The organism is Phocaeicola plebeius DSM 17135, assembly GCF_000187895.1.
Taxonomy (GTDB): domain Bacteria; phylum Bacteroidota; class Bacteroidia; order Bacteroidales; family Bacteroidaceae; genus Phocaeicola; species Phocaeicola plebeius.
The window spans coordinates 561,409-587,571 of sequence record NZ_DS990134.1 but is presented as its reverse complement, the minus strand read 5'-3'; the positions used below and the strand labels follow the sequence as shown (position 1 = coordinate 587,571).

The 26,163-nt window shown below is 45.8% G+C and carries 21 protein-coding genes; 11 read left to right on the top strand and 10 right to left on the bottom strand.

Annotated features, from left to right (window positions below; genetic code table 11):
• Positions 1–25: 25 nt before the first annotated feature.
• From BACPLE_RS17215 to BACPLE_RS17200, 4 genes are all read right to left on the bottom strand, one after another.
• Positions 26–1,339, bottom strand: a complete 1,314-nt coding sequence (locus BACPLE_RS17215; protein WP_040313431.1) for an NAD(P)-dependent oxidoreductase — start codon at positions 1,337–1,339, stop codon at positions 26–28.
• Positions 1,340–1,532: 193 nt separating this feature from the next.
• Positions 1,533–3,827, bottom strand: coding sequence for a beta-galactosidase (locus tag BACPLE_RS17210; protein WP_235777952.1), 2,295 nt, complete (start codon positions 3,825–3,827; stop codon positions 1,533–1,535).
• A 146-nt stretch (positions 3,828–3,973) separates the two neighbouring features.
• Positions 3,974–6,484 carry an alpha-L-arabinofuranosidase C-terminal domain-containing protein gene (locus BACPLE_RS17205; protein ID WP_007564283.1) on the bottom strand — a complete coding sequence of 837 codons (2,511 nt, stop codon included), beginning with the start codon at positions 6,482–6,484 and terminating at the stop codon, positions 3,974–3,976.
• Positions 6,485–6,510: 26 nt separating this feature from the next.
• The gene (locus BACPLE_RS17200) at positions 6,511–8,433 is read right to left on the bottom strand and encodes a family 43 glycosylhydrolase (RefSeq protein WP_007564281.1); all 1,923 of its coding nucleotides are present in this window, start codon (positions 8,431–8,433) and stop codon (positions 6,511–6,513) included.
• 229 nt (positions 8,434–8,662) lie between these two features.
• On the opposite strand from BACPLE_RS17200, the gene BACPLE_RS17195 reads away from it, so the two are divergent.
• From BACPLE_RS17195 to BACPLE_RS17185, 3 genes are read left to right on the top strand one after another with little or no spacing between them, the layout of a single operon-like run.
• On the top strand, positions 8,663–9,610 hold the full coding sequence (locus BACPLE_RS17195; RefSeq protein ID WP_040313429.1) for a lipocalin family protein: 948 nt from the start codon (positions 8,663–8,665) through the stop codon (positions 9,608–9,610).
• Between the two features lie 18 nt (positions 9,611–9,628).
• Complete coding sequence (locus tag BACPLE_RS17190) at positions 9,629–10,588, top strand: calcium/sodium antiporter (protein WP_050792112.1); 960 nt, start codon at positions 9,629–9,631, stop codon at positions 10,586–10,588.
• Between the two features lie 24 nt (positions 10,589–10,612).
• Positions 10,613–11,530 (top strand): hypothetical protein, encoded by a 918-nt coding sequence (locus tag BACPLE_RS17185; RefSeq protein WP_007564275.1) that lies wholly within the window; start codon positions 10,613–10,615, stop codon positions 11,528–11,530.
• A gap of 308 nt (positions 11,531–11,838) precedes the next feature.
• Here BACPLE_RS17185 and BACPLE_RS17180 read toward each other — a convergent pair whose 3' ends face one another.
• The 4 genes from BACPLE_RS17180 to BACPLE_RS17165 form a co-directional block, all read right to left on the bottom strand.
• Positions 11,839–12,741, bottom strand: coding sequence for a GIN domain-containing protein (locus tag BACPLE_RS17180; protein WP_050792110.1), 903 nt, complete (start codon positions 12,739–12,741; stop codon positions 11,839–11,841).
• Positions 12,742–12,778: 37 nt separating this feature from the next.
• Complete coding sequence (locus tag BACPLE_RS17175; protein ID WP_007564270.1) at positions 12,779–15,154, bottom strand: ABC transporter permease; 2,376 nt, start codon at positions 15,152–15,154, stop codon at positions 12,779–12,781.
• Positions 15,155–15,166: 12 nt separating this feature from the next.
• Positions 15,167–15,844: an ABC transporter ATP-binding protein gene (locus BACPLE_RS17170; protein ID WP_007564268.1), complete on the bottom strand. Its 678-nt coding sequence runs from the start codon at positions 15,842–15,844 to the stop codon at positions 15,167–15,169.
• Between the two features lie 186 nt (positions 15,845–16,030).
• Positions 16,031–17,230, bottom strand: a complete 1,200-nt coding sequence (locus BACPLE_RS17165) for a THUMP-like domain-containing protein (protein ID WP_007564264.1) — start codon at positions 17,228–17,230, stop codon at positions 16,031–16,033.
• Positions 17,231–17,634: 404 nt separating this feature from the next.
• On the opposite strand from BACPLE_RS17165, the gene BACPLE_RS17160 reads away from it, so the two are divergent.
• The 6 genes from BACPLE_RS17160 to BACPLE_RS17135 are packed head-to-tail and all read left to right on the top strand — an operon-like array spanning position 17,635 to position 22,622.
• On the top strand, positions 17,635–18,285 hold the full coding sequence (locus tag BACPLE_RS17160) for a PASTA domain-containing protein (RefSeq protein WP_007564259.1): 651 nt from the start codon (positions 17,635–17,637) through the stop codon (positions 18,283–18,285).
• A 20-nt stretch (positions 18,286–18,305) separates the two neighbouring features.
• Positions 18,306–19,376 (top strand): RluA family pseudouridine synthase, encoded by a 1,071-nt coding sequence (locus BACPLE_RS17155; RefSeq protein ID WP_007564257.1) that lies wholly within the window; start codon positions 18,306–18,308, stop codon positions 19,374–19,376.
• A gap of 5 nt (positions 19,377–19,381) precedes the next feature.
• On the top strand, positions 19,382–20,359 hold the full coding sequence (locus BACPLE_RS17150; protein ID WP_007564255.1) for a D-alanine--D-alanine ligase: 978 nt from the start codon (positions 19,382–19,384) through the stop codon (positions 20,357–20,359).
• Positions 20,360–20,396: 37 nt separating this feature from the next.
• Positions 20,397–21,551 (top strand): 1-acyl-sn-glycerol-3-phosphate acyltransferase, encoded by a 1,155-nt coding sequence (locus BACPLE_RS17145; protein WP_007564253.1) that lies wholly within the window; start codon positions 20,397–20,399, stop codon positions 21,549–21,551.
• On the top strand, positions 21,548–22,213 hold the full coding sequence (locus tag BACPLE_RS17140; protein WP_007564251.1) for a NigD1/NigD2 family lipoprotein: 666 nt from the start codon (positions 21,548–21,550) through the stop codon (positions 22,211–22,213). The genes BACPLE_RS17145 and BACPLE_RS17140 overlap by 4 nt, the downstream gene beginning before the upstream one ends.
• A gap of 10 nt (positions 22,214–22,223) precedes the next feature.
• Complete coding sequence (locus BACPLE_RS17135; protein ID WP_040313374.1) at positions 22,224–22,622, top strand: rhodanese-like domain-containing protein; 399 nt, start codon at positions 22,224–22,226, stop codon at positions 22,620–22,622.
• Positions 22,623–22,705: 83 nt separating this feature from the next.
• Here the strand turns inward: BACPLE_RS17135 and BACPLE_RS17130 are convergent, their stop codons facing one another.
• Together BACPLE_RS17130 and BACPLE_RS17125 are read right to left on the bottom strand one after the other, a co-directional pair.
• The gene (locus BACPLE_RS17130) at positions 22,706–23,668 is read right to left on the bottom strand and encodes a Rossmann-fold NAD(P)-binding domain-containing protein (RefSeq protein WP_007564249.1); all 963 of its coding nucleotides are present in this window, start codon (positions 23,666–23,668) and stop codon (positions 22,706–22,708) included.
• Between the two features lie 72 nt (positions 23,669–23,740).
• Positions 23,741–24,991, bottom strand: coding sequence for a glutamate-5-semialdehyde dehydrogenase (locus BACPLE_RS17125; protein WP_007564248.1), 1,251 nt, complete (start codon positions 24,989–24,991; stop codon positions 23,741–23,743).
• Positions 24,992–25,189: 198 nt separating this feature from the next.
• On the opposite strand from BACPLE_RS17125, the gene BACPLE_RS17120 reads away from it, so the two are divergent.
• Together BACPLE_RS17120 and BACPLE_RS17115 are read left to right on the top strand one after the other, a co-directional pair.
• The gene (locus tag BACPLE_RS17120; protein ID WP_007564247.1) at positions 25,190–25,417 is read left to right on the top strand and encodes a DUF2007-related protein; all 228 of its coding nucleotides are present in this window, start codon (positions 25,190–25,192) and stop codon (positions 25,415–25,417) included.
• Positions 25,414–25,881, top strand: a complete 468-nt coding sequence (locus BACPLE_RS17115; protein WP_007564246.1) for an amidohydrolase family protein — start codon at positions 25,414–25,416, stop codon at positions 25,879–25,881. The genes BACPLE_RS17120 and BACPLE_RS17115 overlap by 4 nt, the downstream gene beginning before the upstream one ends.
• Positions 25,882–26,163: the final 282 nt, after the last annotated feature.

Below are 26,163 nucleotides of genomic sequence, written 5' to 3'. Positions count from 1 at the left end.
CTTTAGTATTTATTTTATAATTAGGTTATTCACTCAGCAATTTTACAGCATCAACATACTGTGCGATACCCACAGCCACGCTCTTTGCTGCTTTCATAGCCATCACTACCGTTTGCGGACGATGCACCACATCACCTCCGGCAAACACTCCTTTACGGCTTGTCATACCGAACGGACGTTCTTTCACCAATACATACCCGTTATCATCGGTTTCTATGCCTTCCGTTGTCGACACAATCCGACTAGCCGGGCGTGAACCCACAGCCAGACAAATGCGATCGAAAGCATACTCCTTGACTCCCTCCGGTGTATTGGCACGTAATCCGACAACCTTCCCGTCTTCATCTCCAAGGAATTCAGTCGTGGAAGTCTGCCATAAGAATTTCACTCCTTCCTGCAAGGCAGCCTGATATTCTGCCTGTATAGCGGGCATATCGGCTTCCGTACGTCGATACACAATGGTCACACTAGCCGCTCCCATACGTACGGCCGTACGGGCCGCATCCATGGCCACGTTTCCGCATCCCATCACCGCCACGTGCTCTCCTTCGATAACCGGCACCTTATCACGGCCGACAGTGCCTTCATTATAGATATTGGCCATGTGCAACAGGTAAGTCGCCTGAATCACTCCACGCAATCCGGCCCCCGGAATATCCAATGATTTAGGCAGAGCCGTACCTGAACCAATAAAAATAGCATCGTATCCCTGCGCAAAAATATCATCAATGTTCAGCTGCTTTCCTACCACACAGTTCAACAGAAAAGTCACCCCCAGTGCTTCAATCTTCTCAATTTCCTGACGAACCACCTGTTTGGGAAGACGATATTCCGGAATGCCGTACATCAACACCCCACCGGGTTCTGCCTGACTCTCAAAAATTGTCACGTTAAACCCCTGACGAGCCAAGTCTCCGGCTACGGTCAGTCCGGCAGGTCCCGAACCAATCACGGCAACCTTTCCCCGTGTTTTCTGAGGAAGTTTCTCACGAATCAACTTCATTTCCGTATCAAAATCGGCCACGAAACGTTCCAGCTTACCAATTTCAATCCCCTTCCCTTTCGGATACAATACGCAATGCCCCTGACACTGCTTTTCATGGGGACAGACACGGCCACAAATAGCCGGCAGGTTACTTTTCTCGTTAATGATTGCCATGGCATTTCCCATATTGCCTTTTGACAGTTCATGAATGAACTCCGGGATATGATTTTCTATCGGGCATCCCTTCTTACAGGAAGGATTCTTACAATTCAAGCAACGTTTTGCTTCAGCTATGGCCTCCTGTAGCGTATAGCTCTCGTTTATTTCTCTAAATACAGCTTTTGGCTTATTCATCTTATCAAATTTGTCACATGCAAGTATACCCTGCATACCTGTTTCATATTGGGCGGCAAAGTTCGTAAAAAAATGCCATAAAGAAAGCAGAATGAGTTTATTTTTATTTCTACAGACAAAAAAATATCCCATAGACTTACCGTCCATGGGATATTTCCATCTTCAATACCTTAAGTTCTATACGAATTGAAAATCAATATGTAAAGTCTGATTTCTTTACATATACTTTGTAATCCTTTATCAAACCTGGTGCGCCGGCTTCTGCACGAGGTAACATCCGGAAACCGGTCACATTATATTCCTTACCTAAATCTATGACAATCTGATGAGGATAAGCGGTATTGTCTACCGTCTGCCAGAAAGTGCTTTCCTGCAAGTCGAAGACTTTATCTGCCGTGCGGTTTCCACTACGTGTTTCTTCACTGTCGGCATACACAATCTTCCAGTTCTCACGAGAAACAGGCTTTCCGTTATTATCCAGTACATCCAACTCTGCAATGGCTGCGATATTGTTTCCTTCATAGTTGGAAATACCTTCCAGACAGAAATAGCGTCCTGCTACAGGCTGTGCAAAACGTACTTCCTGCCAGCCGTTTCCAGCTTTGAATGTACCTGCATTTACCACTTTTTCAGCTTTCAAGTTCAAGTTCTGTCCGTCTTTACGATGAGTTTCCGGTGCTTTTTCACGCAGCATATCTAGAATCGGTTTTTCTACGCCAGCCACTTTTGCTTCAGCCGGTCCCTTCAGGTCGAGCACAATAATTTCATTCTCTCCTTCTTTCAACCAGCAACCCGGCATATACAAAGTTTGCTGCGGACCGATTTCCCAGAAACGTCCCATGGCATGTCCGTTTACCCAAACCATACCTTTTCCCCAAGTCTGCATATCCAGGAAAGTATCACCTGTCTTATCCAAACGGAAGGTAGCTTTATAATATGCAGGTCCGTCAACCGGCTTGCCTGCCTGGTAATTTTTCTGGCTGACAAATTCATAGAACGGAGGCAAGTTGTATACTTCCCAGCCTTTCAGTTCCTTCACCTGTTCGCCGCTTACCACTTCCACTTTGTTCGTAATACCTTTCCGGTCATGAATTGATTTGTCAAAGTTCACACGTCCCATGGCTTCTACCAGAATATCCAGACGTGTACCTTTTTTCAAAGTTTCTTTCAGCGGTAAAGTGAACTCACCACGACGACGGTCCAAGCGGCCCAACAATTTTCCATCAGCAAATACCTGTGCCCAGTCGTGTACTTCATCAATATGCAAAATACCTTTTACATCTTCTTTCAATGTCGTACGATACAAGATACTTCCCCAACCCTGATCAAACTGTTCCATAGGCTTAATATCTTCCGACTGTTTAGCCTGAGGCAGATTATCGAACAAGGGTGCGACTTCCCATTCTGTAATGGCCGGTACGGAAATCACCGGATACTGAGCCGGAGGTTCCGGCAAAGTTTCTCCTTCCGGAAGATACTGTTTCAGCAAGTCACGCAACTGGAAATATTTCGGAGTAGTCCATCCTGCTTCACTGATAGGTGCATCATAATCGTATGAGCTGCACATAGCCGAGTAAGCCGGATTGTTGGCACCACCCCACCAGCCAAAGGTAGTTCCTCCGTGTGTCATATAAAGGCTGAAAGAGATATTACGATCCAACATATCTTTAATACCGCTCACCATTGTAGCCGCATCACGAGTCTCGTGCTTCCGACCCCAGTGATCGAACCAGCCGCTCCAGAATTCACTACACATCATCGGAGTTTCCGGACGCAGTGATTTCAGTTTCTTGAACTGCTCGTCAATGTTGGCTCCCGTACCAAAGTTTACGGTCCACAGCAAATCATCCAGTGCGTTGTTGGTGAAGTTAGAACTCCAGTCACACTGGAACAAAGGTACATCTGTAAAGCCAGCTTTTTTCACCAAATCACGAATGGCCGATACATACGGCTTGTCTATTCCATACGAACCATATTCGTTCTCAACCTGCACCATAATGATATTTCCACCACGAGAAATCTGCAAGTCTGCCAACTGCTTGCCTACTTCATTCATGAAAATACCAACACGTTCCATATAATAAGGATCCAGCGTACGTAACTGTACATCTTCTTTCTTCAGTAACCACCAGGGCAATCCACCCATTTCCCATTCTGCACATACATACGGACCCGGACGTACAATGACATACATTCCATGCTTCTGAGCCAAACGGCAGAACTTGGCAATATCTTTATTGCCGGAAAAATCAAACTTACCTGGCTGCTGTTCGTGCAAGTTCCAGAATACATACAGACAAAGGGTATTCATACCCAAAGCCTTACAAGAAAGAATACGCTGTTCCCAGTAAGGTTCCGGGATACGCGGATAATGTACCTCCGCAGCTTTCACTACAAAAGGCTTTCCATTTAACAGGAACGTATTTTTCCCAACTTCAAACGTTCCACTGGCTTGCGAACTTTGACATGAGCTGATAAAAGCCGCCATCAAAAGACAAGCCACCCCTAATGACAATTTTCTCAATAATTTATTCATGGTATTCATTTTTCACTTTTACAAAAATAGGGACTTGCTACCAAACCGTAGAAATAGAAATCAATCAATTATCAGTCAAAAATCATTCAAAGGCACACCTACTTCTTGGTTCCAGCTACCTTTACACGAATTACATTCAAAGAATAAGCCGGCATTTCATATTGGGACAACTCAGCCATGGTTATCTCTTTTTTCATTGGTCGTGCATTTTTGTCAGTAGGTTTCCCACTCAACACCTGCAAAACCACCTTGCCATTCTCTACAGGTGTCAGACCTTCCACCTTAGCCTTTACCGGAACCGGCAACAGATTCACCAGTTTCACAATCCAGTCTCCCGTCTTACTGTCACGTACGACTGAAGTACCTATTCGTTTCTGTACATCCTGACGAGGATTATCGATTTTCCGGTCGGCAGGCAAATAAGAATCTCCGGAATTCTGACCATAAAGCAACTGAGTATAATATCCCACAGTGGGTTTCACCTCACGGTTATTGAAATAAATCAAATCAGGGTTCCACTGAGTATGTCCTTCCTTTGCCAACAAAGGAGCATAAGAGGTCATTGACACGATGTCACCATTACGTTCTACCGAAGTCAGATACAAGGCCTCAGCTAAAGCCGTTTCAATGTTATTGGGACGTCCCGGCAAATGTGCGGCATACTCTCCCAAATATACTTTAGGTTTGGCACGGTCATAACGGTCATAATAATCCTGATTATTAATAAACCAGCCTGGAGTATTATAATAATGCTCGTCCACCATCGGCACATTCAGGCGCGTAGCAAACTTCCATCCAGCCTCATAATCCGTACCTTCATAGAAAGGACCCACCGTACCAATCACCGTGATTTCCGGATACTTTTCTTTTACTGCCTTGAAAATCATTTCAAAACGTTCTTCAAAAACAGGTGTAATCAAATCTTCGTTTCCAATACCGACGTATTTCAAATTGAAAGGTTCCGGATGGCCCGCTTCCGCACGCATCTTCGCCCATTTACTCTTCTTCGGATCACCATTGGCATATTCTATCAAGTCCAGAATATCCTGTACATACGCTCCCATCTCTTCCATGGGAATACCTCCCTGCTGTCCGCCGCTCAAAGGTTTTCCCGGGATGCAAGCCGAATTCTGACATGGAACTCCTGCCGCCAGTACTGGCAGAGGTTCTGCTCCTATATCTTCACAAAACTGGAAATATTCAAAGTATCCCAAACCTAATGTCTGATGATAGCCCCACAAGTTCCCCATCGGTTTACGGGCTTCCAGCGGACCTACTGAGTTTTTCCAGCGATAAATATTATCTATTCCGTTTCCATGTGCTACACAACCGCCCGGGAAACGCACAAAACGTGGATGTAAATCGGCCAAAGTCTGTGCCAGATCGGCTCTCAGTCCGTTTTTACGGCCCTTGAAAGTCTTTTGAGGGAACAATGAAACCATATCCAGATACAATTCTCCAGTCACTTCCGGTTCCACTGAAAGCACAGCCGCATCCACATCGGTCTGAGCCGTCAGTACAGCCGACTGCTTTTTCCATTTTCCGGCTGCTACACGTACAGAAGATTTCGCCACTTCCTTTCCCTCATTATCCAGCAAGCGCACGATAACTTTGCCCCCTTTACTTCCTTCAGGCATACGAGAGAAGACAGAGAAATCATACTTTTCTCCTTTCTTCAACGTAATTCCATCAAAACCTGGATTACGGAGAGCCATTCCCGGCTTAGCCTGCAATACGACATAATGCGGATTATTCTCATGCAAAGGATTTTCGGTTGACACCTTCACGGCTGCCGACTGTCCGTTCTCCCATACACTCCAGGCATAGCCACTGTCAAATCCCTGACGCGCATTATCCTTTGGAGAATACTCAAAATCACGGTTCTGTACCAGTTCCGCATAAAGTCCGCCATCAGCTCCGTAATTAATATCTTCAAAGAAAATACCAATCAGTTTATCGCTGATAGGCTTAGCCTCTTCCGGACGCACCGTCAATTGTAAGGAAACAGGAGCCAGTCCAGCAAAACGCTGAGCATCCTGCTCCGTACGTTCATTGTGCAACTGGTCTCTGTAAGCCCGGTAGTCCGCAAACTTCAACAGACGATCTACGTCCTCCCAGGCCACTTTCTGCATATATCCTTGTTCCAACACACCTTCCACCACCGCTTTCTTGCGCGTCTCCCTTCCTCGTTTAACGGCCGGAACCTGTTCACCTTCCCGAGCCGGCTGCATATAGTAAGTCTGCGGATTCCACTTCATCAAATCCGGCGAAGTGGCATGCCCCCATTCTTTTCCGCTCTCGTTCAGCTGCCAGAAGCAGTGCCATACTCCTTTTTCATCCCGCACCAGATGAGGATTAAACATGCGTTTCTCGGCTCCCCAGGCGCCGTAATCACATTTCACATATCCATATCCGTTGCCGATGCTGAACCAGCGCGCCTCATCTGTACTCCAAGCCAGCTTCAGCCCACTACGGCCCGCATCGTTCACAGTGGCATACGAAAACAGATATACCGAATCCGGTTCATTCATCACTTCCTGTACATGAGCCGATACAGGAAAACTGGTAAGGCAAGCACATAAGGCAGCCAAATGTGTCAGGTGTTTCATAGGTAAGAAGGTTGTGTTTAGGATTATTATTTGGAAACTTTTACACGCTGAATCGTACCGTCCGCATTGAATTCCATCCGGTCGATACAAACTTCGCGGTGTACACCAGGACCTTTATCTTTATCCAGGTAATTTTTATTGATACGATGGTACACGATATACCACTCATCCGTACCCGGTTTACGAACTACGGAATTATGTGCCGTACCATAAATTTCTTTCGCAGGATCTTGTATCATCACAATCGGGTCCTTAGCTACCTTAATCGGACCTAGAGGAGAATCCGATGTGCCGTATGCCACATGATAGTTCGCTGAACCCGTATCATCTACCGACCACAGGAAGTAATATAATCCCTGGCGATAGAACACGTATGGAGCTTCACGATACGCATAATCTTTCAATGTACCTCCTTTCGGAGTCATCACCTTCAATGTTTCCTTCTTGATAGACACCATGTCATCGTTCAGTTCAGCTCCGGCCATATAGCCATTACCCCAATACAAATAAGATTTACCGGAAACTGGATCAGTAAACACATCCACATCAATCTGCTGTCCGTGTCCCACCGGAGAATCTGTAATGATAGGTTTGCCCATATCTTTGAAAGGCCCTACAGGAGAGTCGGCTACAGCCACTCCGATTTTCTTGCCTGAATCATCGTTCGGATTGCCACTGTAATAGAAGAAATATTTATATTTCCCATCAATCAGTTTTTCTTCAATAGCCGGTGCCCAGGCATTTCCATTCGCCCAAGGTACCTGCGGAGAACGCAAATCCAGCATCACACCTTCGTAAGTCCAGTCCTTCATGTCAGCCGAAGAGAATACGGTAAAATACCATCCTCCCCATCCCGGCTGTCCGTCTGTAGTAGAATAAATATAATAACGTTGAGTTTGCTGTGAATAAAGCACTTCAGGGTCTGCATGGAATCCTGGCAATACCGGATTTACCGGCAGTTCACCCAGTTCAGCTGGTTTACCCCATTTGTCTGTAATTCGTTTCAGTTCTGCACGGGTAATAGGAATGATGGTACCATGACGAGGATGGAAATTCATCTTTACTGCATGATCTATCACCTTGAAGTTTTTCAAGTCGGTTGTTTCCGTGAACTGATAAGCTCCCTTCATATACACATCATACATCAAGATGTACTTGTCCTGTCCAATCAGCTTGAACGTACCAGCTCCTTCCACCGCTTCCTTTGTCTGCTGTTTGTAATCCGGTTGTTCCTCCCATTCTCCAGAAGTCAGCGAGCGAGTAGTTGCCACTTTAATGCCGTTACCGTGTCCTTCCGTTTTATAGAAAAGATGATATACCCCATCTTTATACACGATATCACCGTCTATACAAGATTTCTTGTCCTTCGGAATAAAAAGAGGTTTCGGTTCCCCTTCCAGGTCAGTAAAATCTTCATTGGCATACGCATAATAAATCACGTCTACCCCACCGGCATACTGCATGGACCAGTATACCATGTACTTTCCTACTTCCTTATTATAAATAGTCTGAGGAGCCCATACACGTTTCAGTTTTTCCTGTCCCGGATAACGTTTCTGCATATTAATGACAGAATGCGACCAGTTTACCAGGTCTGTAGATTTCAGCAGTACCATCGCACGGTTAGAATCCCAACCATTGTCCGACACCATATCGGTCACTACCATATAAAAAGTCTGACCGTCTTCTCCTCTCAGGATATGAGGGTCGCGCACGCCACCGGTAGAGCTGATTACTTTTGAATCAAGCACCGGTTTGTTATTATTCAGGGCATAGTAGGTATATCCATCCATACTGACCCCATAACATACGGCTTCTTCACTGATATGATTCCCCGTAAAATAAGTAAACAAATAAGCTACATAATCTTTTTCTTCCACCAACGCGGCAGACACTGATTCCGAAATAAACGGAAGTAAGAATAACAAAGACAGGATTCTGTTTCTCATATACTTTACATGTTAACGTTTGATGCAAAGATAGGGAATTGGTGTATCACATACAACTATTAATCATGCAAAAAAGGAGGAGAATCGTGCATTTTTATAACCTATAAACCGTTATTACCTTGGAAACTTAAAGTAATTTGTATATTTGCACTTATTGTAACCATAAAAAGAGTTGTGATACATGCAGTATAAGCCTATATCACTGCATTATAAACAAAAACATATCACCATGAAAAAACAAATGAAACAAATCGCCTTACCTCTCTTTCTGGGAGGTTTGATAGCATGCAGTCCGAAAACTGCTGTAAATGAAACAGACTTGTTGGGTAACTGGACAGAAATACTTCCTCCTTCATCCAACTTCGTACAAGGAATGACACTAGCTGAGAAAGGTAAAGCCTCCTCCATCGGTATGGCCACTCTGCAATATGAAAGCTGGCAGCTTCTGTCGGAAGGACAGCTTGTACTGAGCGGAAAAAGTATCGGTAACGGACAGACAATTTCATTCTCAGATACACTGACCATTCTGTCTTTGCAACAAGACACTCTCACCCTCCGCAAAGGGGCCGATTATCAAATAAAGTATGTACGCCAGCCGGAATCAGCGCCTTTAGTCGGAACAGACAAGGCTTCTACAGGATACACCTGGTCGGACGTATTACAAAAAGACATCCGGATTTTTGAGACAGGACAAAAAGTACTCTCTTCCACCGACAGCCAGGCAACTCAAGCCGGCTTCTTAGTTTTTGCAACTGATTCTTCAAAGGTAGAAGTGTTCTTACCTGATACCAAAGTCATACTCGACCGCCGCGTACGTCCTGACGGCATTGCAGTCTGGAACGTAGAAGACGACGACACCTATCAGGTGCAAGCCTGTGCAGACTCCTGGATTGTATCCAGAAGAGGGCGACTGCTTTATAGCACACACGGAACCGACAAAAAAATAGAAACGTCCTTCCTTACTGCAGAAAACACAGAAATCCCTGTGGCATTCTATCCACATGAAGCCCTCGCTGAAGTTTGCTTGGACGGACAATACATGTTGCTCTCTCAGTACCGCACAGCCTCAGGTTACGGTTACAAGAATACCATTCTCGATTTGCGTGGCAAAGGAAAAGAAGCTACACTGACACGTAGTACAGACGGAAGAACGTTCCAGCTAACAGAAAAAAACTAAAAACAGTATCGTATGTGGATGAATCTACTTTTATTAATCGGCGGATTAGCTTTGATTTTAATAGGAGCCAACGGACTGACCGACGGAGCAGCCTCTGTAGCCAAACGTTTTCGTATCTCCGACCTGGTTATCGGATTAACCATCGTAGCTTTCGGGACCTCTGCTCCTGAACTGGTTATCAGCATACTCTCCTCACTACAGGGAAGTGCTGAAATGGCTATCGGTAACGTGGTGGGAAGTAATATCTTCAATGTATTGATGATTATCGGATGCACCGCTCTGGTTCTCCCCATACAAGTGGGACAGGGCACTATGAGCAAGGAAATTCCGCTGGTCATTCTTTCTGCACTGGTACTTACCTGCTTTGCCAACGACTGCATACTCGACGGAGGAAGCCGGGACATCATCAGCCGGATAGACGGACTGGTACTATTAGGTTTCTTCCTTATTTTTATGCGTTATACGTTTGCCATCGCCCGCAACGGGAACGAAGACGGTGGCGAAGAGCAGAAGGTAAAGGAACTGCCGGCATGGAAATCAGCCCTATATATTATAGGAGGACTGGCTGGATTAATCTTTGGCGGACAATTTTTCGTGGACGGTGCCAGCGGTATTGCCCGTTCATTAGGTGTCAACGACTCCATCATCGGACTTACACTGGTGGCCGGAGGTACCTCCTTGCCGGAACTGGCAACTTCCGTCACGGCGGCCTTGAAAAAGAATCCGGGCATTGCCATTGGAAATGTCATCGGCAGCAACCTGTTCAATGTATTCTTTGTATTAGGATGTAGTGCAAGCCTGTCCCCTCTACCTATGGGAAACATCAACAACATCGACATGGCTGTACTGGTAGGCTCTTCCATCCTGTTCTGGCTGGTGGGCTGGTTCTTTAAGAAACGGACCATCACCCGCATAGAAGGAGGACTGTTAGTCGCATGTTACATTGCTTACACTGCCTTTCTTATTTCACAACAATAAAGAACCTTGTTATAAATATTAACCATGAAAAGAATCCTTATTCCCTTGGCAGGTCTTTGCTTATTGACAGCCTGCAATCCGTCGTCTAAAAAACAAGCCGGGAACTCCGGCATTCAGACGGAACAAAGTGAAGTGTTCCCCGAAAGCCCCTCCAGAGAAGGCTACGAAGGCTTCCAGTGGCAGACTGTCACGGGAGCCGGTCTGCGGCTATGGGCACAATGCAACGAAAATCTACGTATCGTCACCGACGCTTCTATTCCGGGTGCACGCATAGAACGCATGGAAAATGGCCACAAACAAACTTCGGACCCGGTTATTCAGATATTGGATATACCGGGCAAGGACATCCATTCACTTATCCCGTTCCTGCAGTCTCACCCACGTATTCTCATAGATAAGAACTGGGCGGACAGCCTGACCTGCGATTTCCGTGAAGTAAAATCCAACCGCACCGGAGTAACCCGCTACATCCTGGAGCCTACCGGGAAGTCAGCGAAAGAGCTGGCTAACCGCGGTCAGCACGAACCCGTGCCTTTTACTTGCCATGGCTGGGGAGTAGGCAACAGCGGAGCACGTTATTTCGAGGTATTCCACACCCATCCCCAGAAAGCAGTCTTCGTTGAGGTGGGACAAGATATGCCTTTGTTTGATGAGCAGAGCATCCAGCTATTCGACTCCATTCAGGTACTCCACGGACAACTTATCATGGGACACGAAGCCTACAGCTTCACTCCCGATGCAGACACTACAGCCTATTGGGTTGTTGATAAGTCGGGCGAGCTGAAGAAGCGCTATGAAGCAACTCTTCCTTCCGATGCAAAACCCTATACAGCCATACCTGCCAAACTGAAAGTCCGCATCCAGGGCCCTTCTTCCGAGGGTTTTGCAGCTGAGTATGCAGGCGTAATGGAAGTAATGGGAATTGAGGAAGTGGGAGAATAAATCATCTTCTGGACAAAAGTCAAGAACGTGCCTACAAAGAAAGTTACATATACTTTTCTTTTTTATGTTTCCCTGACGTGAAACGTATGTTTCTCTCGGTAGAACCGTACGTTTCACGTCAGGGAAACATACGGTTCTACCGAGAGAAACATAAAACATACAAAAACGTTGTTCAATTACTTCCCTTACATTGTCTCAAACAAAGCCTACGCATCTACAAATCAGGTAGCCATTCTGATTTTACCTTACACAAAAAAGGGTGAAAAAACTTCACAGCCTTTTCACCCTGCCCATTAAAAAGAGAGATTTTATTTTTTATAGATGTGTTTTCCTTCGGTTACTACCTGAGAGGGGTTACCGATATAGCTAATACTTCCGCTGCCATACGTCCTTGCCGTAATAGAACGGGAAGCACGACAAGACAAATCACCCGAACCATATACAGCCGCATCGACTTTAACGGCTTTCAGGTTATCTGCCGCCAAATCACCGGAGGCATTGTCACGAAGTACGGCTTCCTGGCAGCTGCCTTTTATAACCATATCGCCACTGGCATTGACCGTAGCCTTCACGATGTCCTGACATTGCAGATTAGGCACCACCAAATCGCCGGATGCATTGATGGTCAAAGACGCATGCTGACACACAGCTTTGTGAACTGTCATATCTCCGCTGGCATTGATACTGGCCTGTAACTTCTGGCAGTTGACCTGCTGTACATCAATATCACCACTGGCATTGATTTCAGCCTGCAAGCTATTGCACTGTACCGTAGGGCATTCAATATCACCGCTGGCATTCGTCTGGAAACGTATGTCTCCCTGTGTTTTCAATCCTTTGGGAATAGATATATCACCGGAAGCCATCGTGGTAAAGCGACTGACAGAGGGCGCATATACATCTACCCGGCAACGATTCTCACCCTGGATGCTGGTACCGTCCTGATAATAAACCCTCAGTTCACCTTTTGACTCTTTCAGTACCACATAGGGCATGACATTGTCTGAAGCATAAATTTCTGCATACGGACTGCCGGAGGTCTGGTGATACACCACATCAATGGAAGAAAGTGTAGACACTTCCCGTATATCTCCCAGGGAACGTTTTTCCGTCTGGTAGTTTTTACTTGGCTGAATAGTATGAGCAGTTCCTACACAGCTGAAACAGGTCAAGGCACAAGCCAATGTGAGTATGTTCATTCTGGTTTTCATTATTCTATCTCCTTTATTTTTATAGTTATACATTCTATTATTCTATTTTCAGATTTTCAGTCGGATTAGCCCGTGCTGCTTTCCATACCATCCCGAAGGCTACCAACCACACTACCAGACATACGATAAGGATACATCCGGCAAACAGGTACCACGTGAGGTCTATCTTGACAGCAAACAATTGCAAAAGCTGTTCACCTACCTTCCAGGCGCACAAAGCACCTATCACTACAGCCGGAAGAGCTATCTTCAGCAAATCAAGCAGAAATATTTTCTGTACGTCGGCCATGGAAGCTCCGTGAATAAGGCGAATAGCAATTTCCGAACGGCGGCGTGAGACTTCATCGCGCACATATGCCACAAGTCCCGTCAGAGCAATAATCAGGATACAAAGGCCCGCAAAAAGTACACTGTTACGCACGTGCAACACTCCATTGTACAAGTTGCCCATCTCTAGCGACAGGCTATACACCTTCAACTGCTGAGAAGCAACCGTCCGGTCAATTACTTGCTGTACTTCTTTCATCGCTTCAGGCGACATCCGATTCAAGGCTACATACAAATAGCCCCAAGGTTTACTCCTATAGAACATCACTGTAGGACGCTCGTCATGCTCTTCCATCACTTGAGAGCCTAAGTGAATATCCTCATACACCCCACAAACAATAGCAATGGTTCCGTGATCCGCGTGTTCGGTAATATATACCGTCTTCCCAATGGGAGAGCCTGTCCATCCGGCCAGTGTTTTCATACGCTCCACGAACCGACGACTCACCATCACCTGCTGCGACAAGGAATCTGTCAGCGTAGGGGTAAACACATTTCCTTCGATAACCGGAATCTGGAAAGCCTTGTGATAATCGGGACCTACATAATACATATCGGCAATGTTCATGTATTCTTCTTCTGTTTCGGGATTGTACACATTGTTTCCACTGCAATGATCCGACAGGAGCTGATAACCCCAGGTTACAGCCTTTACCTCCGGCAGTTTTTTCAATTCCTGCACACAGCGTTCCCGCTCCACCATCTCGGTGCCCGACAATTTGGTATACAAAGTGTTCCGGTATTCAAATCCGGGGTTGAAATTCATCAAAGTGTTATACTCCAAGCCTATGACCGTCAGCAGGCAGACAAAGAATGTGGTCAACGCAAACTGCAAGCACAGCAATCCCAGTTTCCACCTCCGTTTGTTTTCCGTGTAACGACGATAAGCGTAAGTCACCGGAATACGGGTGTAAAGATAACCCGGCATCACTCCGCAAAGCAGAATTACTCCGGCCGTCACTGCCAGACAAACCCATACAGTAGACAAGGGGAAAAGCGACTCCAAGCTGTGTCCTATCTGTTCCTGCAAGAAATCCTGCAAGCCGAAAATAATCAATACAGCAAGCGCCAGACTAATCAGTCCGTGCAACAAAGATTCCGAAAGAATCATCCGGTAAATGTCGCCACTTCCGGCGCCATAGCAACGGTAAGTGGCAATTCCCTTGGCACGGCTCACCATGGACGAAACAACCAGCAGGATATAGTTCAACACAGCCACCAGCAACATGATAATCGCAAAACTCAGAAAGACGATGTTCATGATGCGGTTATAATCAGACGAGGTAAATATTTCGGCTACCGGACGGAGAGAGAGTTCAAAACCCGTACCAGACTGAGCCATCTCTTCCGTCACATGATTCACTTCCAGCATACGCTCCATGCCTTCCTTCAAGTCATCCGGAGTACTTCCTTTCCGCAGGCGGACATAAGTCTTGTAGCGGTCATTTCCGAACCAGTTGTTCGTTCCATCATAAGCCACCTGCCCGATGGTCGGCAGGGCAATGAGCACATCCATCTGTGGCAGATGGGTATTCTCGGGAAAAGCCTCAAACACCCCGACTACGGTCACATGAAACTCGGGATATTGTTTCCACGACAATGTTTTCCCGATAATCTGTTCACCTGCCACCTCTAGCAGTTTGGAAGAGATATAGGCATTGTTGGCCTTTTCCAACCCCGTATAAGGCTCCTCGCCCATCAGCAATTTCCGCGGAAAGATCCGAAAGAAAGTACTGTCGCAAAACCAAGCCTGCCCCTCCAGTTCTTTATGGTCTTCCGTCGTCAGCGTCATCGACCCAATTCCCGTAAAACGGGTGGCCACTTCCACCGCCGGACAATAGCGCTGCAACCCCGGTCCGATGGCACCGGGAGTCTGCGCGTGCTCTCTCCAGTCGGTGTCTTTCTGTTTGTAGCGTTCTTCCACCCGGTAGGTTTCTTTCAACCCCGGCAGGAAGTTATCGTACGACCGTTCGAAAATGACCTCCGCCAGCATGACCAGGCCAATGGCCAGTCCCACACTCAGGCAGACAATCTTGACCACATTGGCCTCTCCTTTTCGAAACAGTCCTTTCAATGCACGTTTCATAAGGTACTATTTTTACATTTCTGCAATAGAAGCCACAATCTGTCCGTCGAACAAATTAATCACACGACTGGCAAAACCGGCATCGCGCTGGCTGTGTGTCACCATCACAATAGTTGTCCCTTCCTTGTTGAGTTCGGTCAGCAGCTCCATCACTTCCTGTCCGTTCTTGGAGTCCAGGTTACCAGTCGGCTCGTCGGCCAGAATAATCTTCGGTCCGGAAACCACGGCACGTGCAATGGCCACACGTTGCTGCTGACCACCCGACAACTGCTGCGGATAATGCTTTGCACGATGGCTGATATTCATCCGTTGCATAATTTCATTCACCCGACGCTTCCGTTCGTCAGCCGGAATCTTCAAATAAGTCAACGGGAGTTCAATGTTCTCAAACACGTTCAATTCGTCAATCAGGTTGAAGCTCTGGAACACGAAGCCGATATTTCCCTTGCGCACATTCGTACGGTCTTTTTCTTTCAGACTGCCTACTTCCTTTCCATCCAGAAAATAACTTCCGGAAGTCGGGTTATCCAACAGCCCCATAATATTTAATAAGGTAGACTTTCCACAACCGGAAGGTCCCATAATTGCCACAAATTCCTTGTCTCTTACCTCCAAGCTTACTTTATTCAGTGCCAGTGTCTCTACTTCTGTGGTGCGAAAAGTCTTTGTCAGGTTTTCAATCTTAATCATAATCGTATTGTTTTATAGAGTTTGTATTTTACATTTCGGATTTTCATTTCCATCAATTTCTATACAAAGTCCATGCCAATACTTTAAACATCTGATTATCAATATAAATCAGATTTGCATAAAAAAGCAGGTGTCTAAAAATTAGACACCTGCTGTATGATTTTTTGACAATATTCCAATAAAAATCTATGCCTTGACACACTTTATCACCACATGCCGGTCGCCTTCCAGTGTCGTGGCAAACAAATACACGTCTCCTCCTTCTTTCAGTTTCCACTTCTTTCGGAGTTCTGCCACCGAAGCCGGAAAGTTACGTACCGTGAGATTGGCCTTATCTACCCCCTGCAACAACTGTTTCAGTTCTTTTTTCCCGAAACCTGACACTTCCAGTACCCGGAAACGACGTCCCGGAAAATCAACTAATGTATCGGAAGTATAAAGATGACTGTTTGCTTGTAATTTCTTGACACCGAATCGTGCGCCCAACAACCGGTAAGGCCCCGCCTTCAGCAAGGAAGCGCCCGGTTCATAAAGATAATTTTCTACCTCGCCAGCCAACGGGCATTGTGCTTCTTTCTCCTGTGAATAAGTGAAAACAAACGGTTCCGTCAAAAAGTTATTAACAGCCTGTTCACAACTTATCCACACCTCTCCAGAGCCTTCTGAAGGGGATTTCGTCTCTTTTTGTAGCACAACCAACAATTCTTTGCACTCGTTATTCACAGCTACTACATGAATCTGCCGGATGTATTTCAACTCCCGTAAGGAAGAAAAAATATCCAGCATGGGCGAAAGCTTCACCACTACCGTCCGGCCTTTTTCTACCAACAACGGCTCCAGTTTCTGCACATCGGGTTCGCAGTCGGCAATGGCCACCGTCTTTCCTCCCTGACTGTCGCGACGGGCCGGGTCCAAGAACAGGCAATCCACCGGTTCCATCTTTTGCAGGTATTCCACTCCGTCTGCACAATGCACCGTTACCTGCGGCAAGCCAAGCAACGGGAAATTATGGCGAGCCAGTTCACACAGCACTTCCTGACGTTCCACGTAATCTACCTTCCAGAAATTTCGTGCCAGGAAAGAACAGTCCACTCCCAAACCTCCCGTCAAATCGGTCATCGTATCACCTTGCAGCCACGATGCCTTGTAGCGGGCCGTGATTTCAGAAGAACACTGCTCCATAGACAGGTGAGCCGGATATTGCACTCCTTCCGTCTGTGCCCAAAGAGGAACCTTCTTCTCGGCAATCTGCCAGCCGGCAATCTGCACTACTGCCGCCGCCATATCTATCTGCGGATACTTACGGGCCTGCAAAGCTAATGCACGTACATCTTCCGTACGATGTGCACAGATAAACTGCCATGTGTCAGGTGAAAGTATTGCCATTTCTCTATTCTTTATTATCTGTAAACAAGGGGTTGTTTTTCTTTTGCTCAGATAAAGGCATAAAAAAAGGAGTTCCGCTGAACTCCAACCTTTGTTAACCTTAAATCTAATACTATGAAAAACACGATGCAAAGATACGGACTTTCTAGAATTATGCAAGTTTTGTGTGCGTTTACATGTGTTTTATAACATAGATTAAGAAGTGCACATCCGGTTTTAAAGGGCATTAAGAAAATGCGATTAGCATATCCGCACACCAAGAAAAGAAGAAATGTGGGTTTCCCGTATGACAAAGCATTTTCCAATCACAGACTTCATGTTAAAAAGACATAGGAATCCCCCGCAACTCCCCCGTATTCCAACAAAATGTTGTATCTTTGCTCCGATTATATACTTGACACAACATGATAACTTTAAAAGAATTCTTTTCATTTAAAAAGAACCGCTTTTTCTGGCTGAATCTCATAGCCATAATTGTCGTAATAATTGGTGCATGCTGGGGTACTTTGCTCTGGCTGGACAGTTATACACACCATGGAGAAGCTTACATGGTGCCGAATGTGAAGAACAAAACATTGAACGAAGCTCAGCAGGCTCTCAGCAACCAAAAGTTGAAAGGGCTGGTTATCGACTCCAGCTATGTGAAAGGTGTGCCCGACGGCATGGTATTAGAGCAGAACCCGGCAGGGGGAGCACGCGTGAAGGAGGGAAGAACAATTTACCTGACCGTCACCACTTCTAAGGTTCCTTTGGTAAAGTTACCGGACTTGATAGACAACAGTTCTTTGCGTCAGGCGGAAGCCAAATTAAAAGCGATGGGCTTCAAACTGACAGAACCGGAATACGTTTCGGGAGAGCAGGACTGGATTTATGGTATCAAATACCGCGGAAGAAGTCTGGTTAGCGGAGACAAAGTTCCCCACGAGGCCATGCTGACTTTATGTGTAGGCAACACGGCAATTCGTGACTCTCTTGCCATGGATTCTACACTGATTAATATGGATATGAATTCGTCTGCCAACAGTGAAGCAGAGGTAGATGACTCTTGGTTCTAAATCTAACCCCCTAAACAAAGATGGCAGAGGATTTGATTGATTACGAACTGGACGGAGAAGCGCCAGACGATATCGAGCCGATTCAGGGTGAGCCTGAATTGTATGAGCATTTCCGTACGGTGGTAGATAAAGGACAGGCTCCTGTCCGCATCGACAAGTATTTATTTGAGCGAATTGTCAACGCGTCGCGCAACCGGATCCAGATGGCAGCCGACAACGGCTTTGTTATGGCCAATGGGAAACCGGTGAAAAGCAGCTACAAGGTCAAGCCGCTGGATGTGCTGACCGTTATGATGGACCGCCCGCGCTATGAGAATGACATTATTCCGGAAGATATTCCACTAAATATTGTATATGAGGACGATGACCTGATGGTCATCAACAAGCCTGCGGGGTTGGTAGTACACCCGGGATGTGGAAATTACCACGGTACTCTGGTCAATGCCATCGCATGGCATCTGCGCGACGTCCCGACCTATAACCCGAATGACCCGCAAGTGGGACTGGTGCACCGCATTGACAAGGATACCTCAGGACTATTGGTGGTGGCCAAAACACCCGATGCAAAAACAAGTCTGGGACTTCAGTTTTACAACAAGACAACCAAGCGTGAATACAACGCGCTGGTCTGGGGGATTGTAGAACAAGATGAAGGTACCATTACCGGCAACATCGGACGCAATCCGCGCGACCGGATGCAGATGGCTGTCATGTCCGACCCGGAACAAGGTAAACACGCCGTAACACATTATCAGGTATTGGAACGATTGGGGTATGTCACACTGGTAAAGTGCGTACTCGAAACCGGGCGTACCCATCAGATTCGTGTACACATGAAACACATCGGTCATACCTTGTTTAATGATGAACGTTACGGTGGTCACGAAATCTTAAAAGGAACTCATTTCAGCAAATACAAACAATTTGTAAACAACTGTTTCGAAATCTGTCCCCGTCAGGCACTGCATGCCAAGACACTGGGCTTTGTACACCCTCGCACAGGAGAGGAAATGTTCTTCACTTCCGAACTGCCCGAGGATATGACCTGCCTGCTGGAACGATGGAGAACGTATATCAGTAACAGAGAATAACAACTATGAAACGTACAATTGCGATTGTAGCAGGAGGAGACTCATCTGAACATGGAGTCTCCATGAAAAGTGCAGAGGGTATCTACTCTTTTATCGATCAGGACAAATATACCCTCTATATCGTGGAACTGACTAAAGCACGCTGGGAAGCGATTCTTTCCGACGGCAGCCGTGCACAAGTGGATAAGAATGACTTCAGTTTCATGGATCATGGACAGAAAATCATACCCGACTTTGCCTATATTACCATCCACGGAACTCCGGGAGAGAATGGTATCCTGCAAGGATATTTTGAACTGTTAGGTATTCCTTATTCTACCTGCGACGTGCTGGTTTCCGCACTGACTTTCAGCAAATTCACCTTAAACCAGTACCTGAAGGGATTCGGTGTACGGGTAGCTGAATCCATGCTGGTAAACAAACGTCACGGCATCAGTGATGAGGATGTCATCGCAAAAATCGGCTTGCCTTGCTTCATCAAGCCTAATGCCAGCGGTTCCAGCTTCGGTGTGACAAAGGTAAAAACAAAGGAACAGATTCAGCCGGCTTTGGAAGCAGCTTTCAAAGAGTCGGATGATGTGATGATTGAAGCTTTCATGGACGGTATCGAACTGGCCAACGGATGCTACAAAACAAAGAAAAATGAAGTGGTATTCCCTATCACGGAAGTGGTCAGCCAGAATGAATTCTTCGATTACAACGCCAAATACAAAGGTGAAGTAACAGAAATCACACCGGCTCGTCTCAGTCCGGAATTGACCAGCCGCGTACAGCAACTGACATCTGCCATCTACGACATACTGGGATGCAAGGGTATCGTGCGCGTGGATTATATCATCACAGAAGGTGAAAAAATCAATATGCTCGAAATCAATACCACTCCGGGAATGACGGCCACCAGCTTCATTCCGCAACAGGTACGGGCTGCCGGTCTGGATATCAAGGACGTTATGACCGATATTATTGAAGACCATTTCAATTAATTTTGTATCTTTGGAAAGAACAAAGTCACTCAACATCATGAACATACCTGCAGAATTTGACGACATTCGTCCGTATACCCCCGAAGAACTTCCACAGATATTCGAGGAATTACTTTCTGACAAAGACTTTCAGGCTGTCATCCAATCGGTGATGCCGAATGTTCCTTTGGAAATGCTTGCCGCACAATTGCGCCACTGCAAGACTAACCTGGACGTACAGAAAGCGTTTTTCCACAAGCTGTTGCACGATATCATGCAACAGCATAGTGACGGTTTCGACATGGATGCTTCTTCGCTTCCTGACAAGAACCAGAGCTATACGTTTATTTCCAATCACCGTGACATTGTACTCGACCCGGGATTTCTTTCAGTAGGCTTGCTGGACAACGGTTTCCCTACCACCGTAGAAATCGCCATCGGAGATAACCTGCTTATTTATCCGTGGATAAAGAAACTGGTGCGAGTGAACAAGTCGTTCATCGTACAGCGTGCTCTGAGCATGCGACAAATGCTGGAATCATCTGCACGCATGTCACGATACATTCACTTTGCCGTAACACAAAAGCAGGAGAATGTGTGGATAGCACAACGTGAAGGCCGTGCGAAAGACTCCAACGACCGCACACAGGACAGCGTACTGAAAATGCTGGCCATGGGAGGGGAAGGCGACATCATCGACCGACTGAAGGAACTGCACATCGTACCAGTAGCCTTATCGTACGAATACGATCCGTGTGATTTCCTGAAAGCCAAAGAGATGCAGCAGAAGAGAGACTCGGAAACATTCAAGAAGAGCCAGGCAGACGACCTGACCAATATGCAAACAGGTATCTTCGGTTACAAGGGACGTGTACACTTCCAGACTGGACCTTGCATCAACGAAGAACTGGAAGCGCTCAGAGGCTTGCCTAAAACGGAAGTTTTCACTCAGGTTTCTACACTGATTGACAAGCATATCCACCGTAACTACCGACTTTATCCGGGTAATTATGTGGCTTGCGACCTACTGAATGGCACAGAAACATTTGCCGAGAAATATACTCCGGAAGAAAAGAAGCGCTTTGAAGCTTACCTGCAAAAGAAGCTGGACCTGATTCAGCTTCCGAATAAGGACGAAGGCTTCCTGCGCCAGCGAATCCTGACCATGTACGCCAATCCGGCTATCAATCACTTGAAGGCCATCGCACAATGAAAAAATTTGGCGTCATCTTATACAGTCTTCTTTGCATACTCCTTTTAGGGGCATGCAAAGAAGATGAATATGTCTATCCCAATGTAATCACAACTTTTATTGATGCGGCCACAGATGAAAACGGTACACTACAAAAACTGATTACAGACAAAGGAGAGAGCCTGGAGATTCTCAATCGGGAAGGCCTGGACGGCCTGACTCCTGACTCTATCTACAGGAGTGTGTCCATCTATGAGCCAAAAGAATCAGCAGATAAGGGACAAGCGACTGCCCTGCTCTATTCCTGCCAGCTTATTATTGCCGTGAAACCGGTCACAGTGGACAAACTGCCGGAAGCGACCGCCAAGACTGACCCGTTGGATATTCAGAGTGTATGGAAATCAGGGAACTATATCAACCTGATTCTGTTGCCTATGGCTAAAGAAAAAAGCCATATTTTTCACTTCATCGACGAAGGTATCTCAGATAACGGCGACGGAAGCCGGACACTCCATCTGACACTCTACCACAACCAAAACGGAGATTATGAGGCATTCACCCGCAAGAGTTATCTTTCCATTCCTCTGTGGGCCTACGAAGGACAACTGACTCAGGGCGACAAAGTTGTGCTTCGCATCAACACCTACGAAAAAGGCTTTGTAAGCTATGAATTTACTTACTAAAACTACATTTATGATCAAGACTATTTACTTCATGTTCTTTATATGCATGTTTGCCGTAGCCATGATGGCATGCAAAGGGAAATCAAACGACGACTTCAAGAACGTATCTGCCGATGAATTCGAAGGCTTTATCGGAAATGAACAGATACAGATTGTAGACGTAAGAACCGTAGCTGAATACAGCGAAGGACATATTCCCAGAAGCCTCAACATCAACGTACTGGATGAAAGTTTCTCAGCCAATGCGGATGAGTTGCTGAACCCGGAACAAACCATTGCTGTATATTGCAAAAGCGGTCGCCGAAGCCGGAATGCCGCAAAGATACTGGTCAAAAAAGGATTTAAGGTGTACAACCTGGACAAAGGTTTCGACAACTGGAAAGAATTGGGTAAAGAAATCGAACAATAACCTTCTTATTTACAACAAGAATACCGTGATATAAAAGAGTCCTGCTCTCTATATCACGGCATTTTTATGTAAACTCTATCTGATTACAGACTTTGCAGCATACGTTTCAATACCACCGTAGCAGAAATCTCACGGTTGGCTGCTTCTGGAATCACCAGTGAAGTCGGAGCTTCAATCACATCATCCGTTACAATCATGTTACGACGTACCGGCAGGCAGTGCATAAAGAACGCATTGTTGGTCCACGACATGTGTTCGGTATCTACTGTCCAGCTCATGTCCTTGCTCAGGATCTTTCCATAATCTTCCGGACAAGTCACACCCGGACAAGCCCAGTTTTTCGCATAAATAAAGTCTGCACCTTCAAAAGCTTTCTTCTGATCATACTCAACCTTTGCTCCACGCACGAATTTCGGATCGAGTTCATAACCCTGCGGATGAGTAATCACAAAGTCCACATCTGCCTCATTCATGAAATCAGCAAACGAGTTGGGTACTGCCTGCGGAAGTGCACGCGGATGAGGTGCCCACGTCAAAACCACTTTCGGACGTTCGGTACGCTTGTATTCTTCAATCGTAATCAAATCAGCAAATGCCTGCAAAGGATGTCCTGTAGCCGCCTCCATAGAGAAAACCGGTTTACCGGAATACTGAATAAACTGATTCAGAATCTTCTCTGTATAATCATCTTCCCGACTTTCAAATCGCGCGAAAGAGCGTACACCAATCACATCACAATAAGAAGCCATTACCGGAATAGCCTCCAGCAGATGCTCACTCTTGTCACCATCCATAATCACGCCACGCTCAGTTTCCAGTTTCCAGGCACCCTGATTCACATCCAGCACGATGACATCCATACCCAAATTACGGGCAGCCTTCTGCGTGCTCAGACGCGTACGCAAACTATTGTTAAAGAAAATAAGCAGACAAGTCTTATGCTTGCCCAACGCTTCATATTTATAACGGTCGTTCTTGATTTCAAACGCTTCTGCCAAGGCGGTTTTTAAATCGCCCAAATCGAATACATTGGTATAAGTTCTCATACGCAAAATTGTATATTAATTTATTTTTCCTCGCAAATATACTATAAAAATACAACACACCGCTTATTTTATTCATTTTTTTCGAACCTGTCCGTCACCTTCCACAATCCACTTGTAAGTAGTCATCTCCCTTAATCCCATCGGACCACGGGCATGCAGTTTCTGGGTACTGATACCTATTTCTGCTCCCAAACCAAACTGAGCCCCATCGGTAAACGAAGTCGGCGCATTGACATAGACACAGGCCGCATCCACTGCCCGAGTAAAGAAAGCAGCCGCTTCTTTATCCTCTGTCACGATGCACTCACTATGTCCGGAACCGTATGTATAAATATGCGTTACAGCATCTGCTACATCATCCACCGTTTTGATGGCCATCTTATAGTCTAAGAACTCGGTGCCGTAACTTTCCAAAGTAGCAGGCTGCAACAATTCTGCCGGATAGTTTCCTTCCAAAGCCTGATAAGCCGGTTCATCTGCATAAAGAATTACTCTACTCTTCATCAAGGGAGCACACAATACCGGCAAATCGGCCAAACGTGCCTGATGCAACAGCAGACAGTCCATGGCATTGCAGACACTTACCCTGCGCGTCTTGGCATTATTGACAATGGCGGCTCCTTTGGTTAAATCACCCGCCTTGTCGAAATACGTATGACAGATTCCGGCTCCTGTTTCAATGACTGGTACGGTCGCTTCATGACGTACATATTGAATCAGGTTGCTACTGCCACGAGGAATGATTAAATCTACCCAACCTTCTGCATGCAGAAGCGCTTCTGTCGCCTCACGGGTAGAAGGCAACAGTTCCACAACGTGCGAATCGATACCAAACTCATCCAATACCTCATGAATCAGCTGCACAATGGCACGGTTGGAGGCATCGGCATCACTTCCACCCTTCAGAATAGACGCATTTCCACTCTTCAGGCACAAGGCAAACACATCAAAACTGACATTCGGACGCGCCTCATAAATTACTCCTATCACCCCAAACGGCACGCTCACCTTCTGTAAACGAAGTCCGCTGGGCACCGTATAAGCTTCTCTCACAACTCCTAACGGTGAAGGCAACGAAGCCACCTGGCGCATATCGGCAGCTATTCCTTCCAGCCGTTCCGGCGTCAGTTTCAAGCGGTCATATTTCGGATTGAACGTCTCCATTCGCTGCAAGTCCTCCTGATTGGCTTTCAGCAGTACATCCGTTTTTTCTTCTATCTTATCGGCCACGGCACATAACACCGTATTGATGGTCTGCGCATCCAGCATCGCCAACTTACGAGATGCAGCCCGAACCGCCTTAAAAGTTTCATTCAGATTCATAATTGTTTTATTCAGATTGCAAATTATCGCAAAAATACAATTTCACACAAAGTTTCAAAGCACAAACGCCAAAATAATCTGCCATTTCATAAGAAATATATCCCCAAACTGAATATTTATTCCCGAAAGTTTCTTATCTTTGAAATAAATAAGAGAGAGAGAAAACTTCTGATTTATTAACCCTTAAAACATGTGACTATGGAAGCGAAAAATTACGATTCATTGACTGAAGTTTTCAGAGGAGATCTCTGGGAAGCTGAATTGATAAAGGGCTTATTAAAGTCTGCCGGTGTGGATGCCATGCTAAAAGATGAAACGCCATTGTCTGCCGTAACTTCTTCCTATGGAGGAGGTTCCGTATGCGTGCTGGTTAATAAGGAAGAAGAAATATATGCACGAAAAGTAGTAGCCGAACGAAAAGTATGAAACATTTATTCTTAACCCTGATTGCATTTTTTTCAGTAGTCCTTCCCGCGTTTGCACAAAACCTGAAAACCACCACATGGAGTTCGTATGGAGTTTCTTTCCAGGCTCCAGCCGACTTAGTAGTAGAAGATGATTCTTCCGAAGGATACATTGCCGGGAACGATACCTATTACCTCACTATCCAACTACTGGAAGGAGAAGGTCTGAAAAAAGAAGAATTAGGACAGGAATTAAAGGCTATTGCCACAGACGATGAAGTGACATCGCAAAGCAGCGTACAACCTTTTGAGCTGCCCCAGTTCCATGGCGTGCAGCTCAAAGGAAACTGTGAAGAAGAGAAATGCGTCTACAGTTACCTGCTGGCAAAAGACGGAAGCTGCGGCTTCTATATATCCATTGTATACCGTCAGGAAAATGATAAAACACCTGAAACTATCCTGAAAAGTTTTCGCATGGAAGAATAATCTTTGAGCGGAATGTGATTTTGTGAAATAAATTAAAAAGGTAGCGTTTCCCAAAAGTTTATTTCGTATTTTAGAGCGATTTTTAAACAAAAAGCTGTTGATTTTTTGTGCCTTAAAGGCTCAGAACGGAAAAGGCATGCACATAACCAAACGGGGAATTAAGTAAATTCAAAGCTATTTTGAACGATTTTTACTTGACTTTTGCCTAATTTGTGCTCCTATCTTATATGAATAAGTCCTTATTTTTGCCACAGATTCACAAGAAACCGACAGTTACAAGAA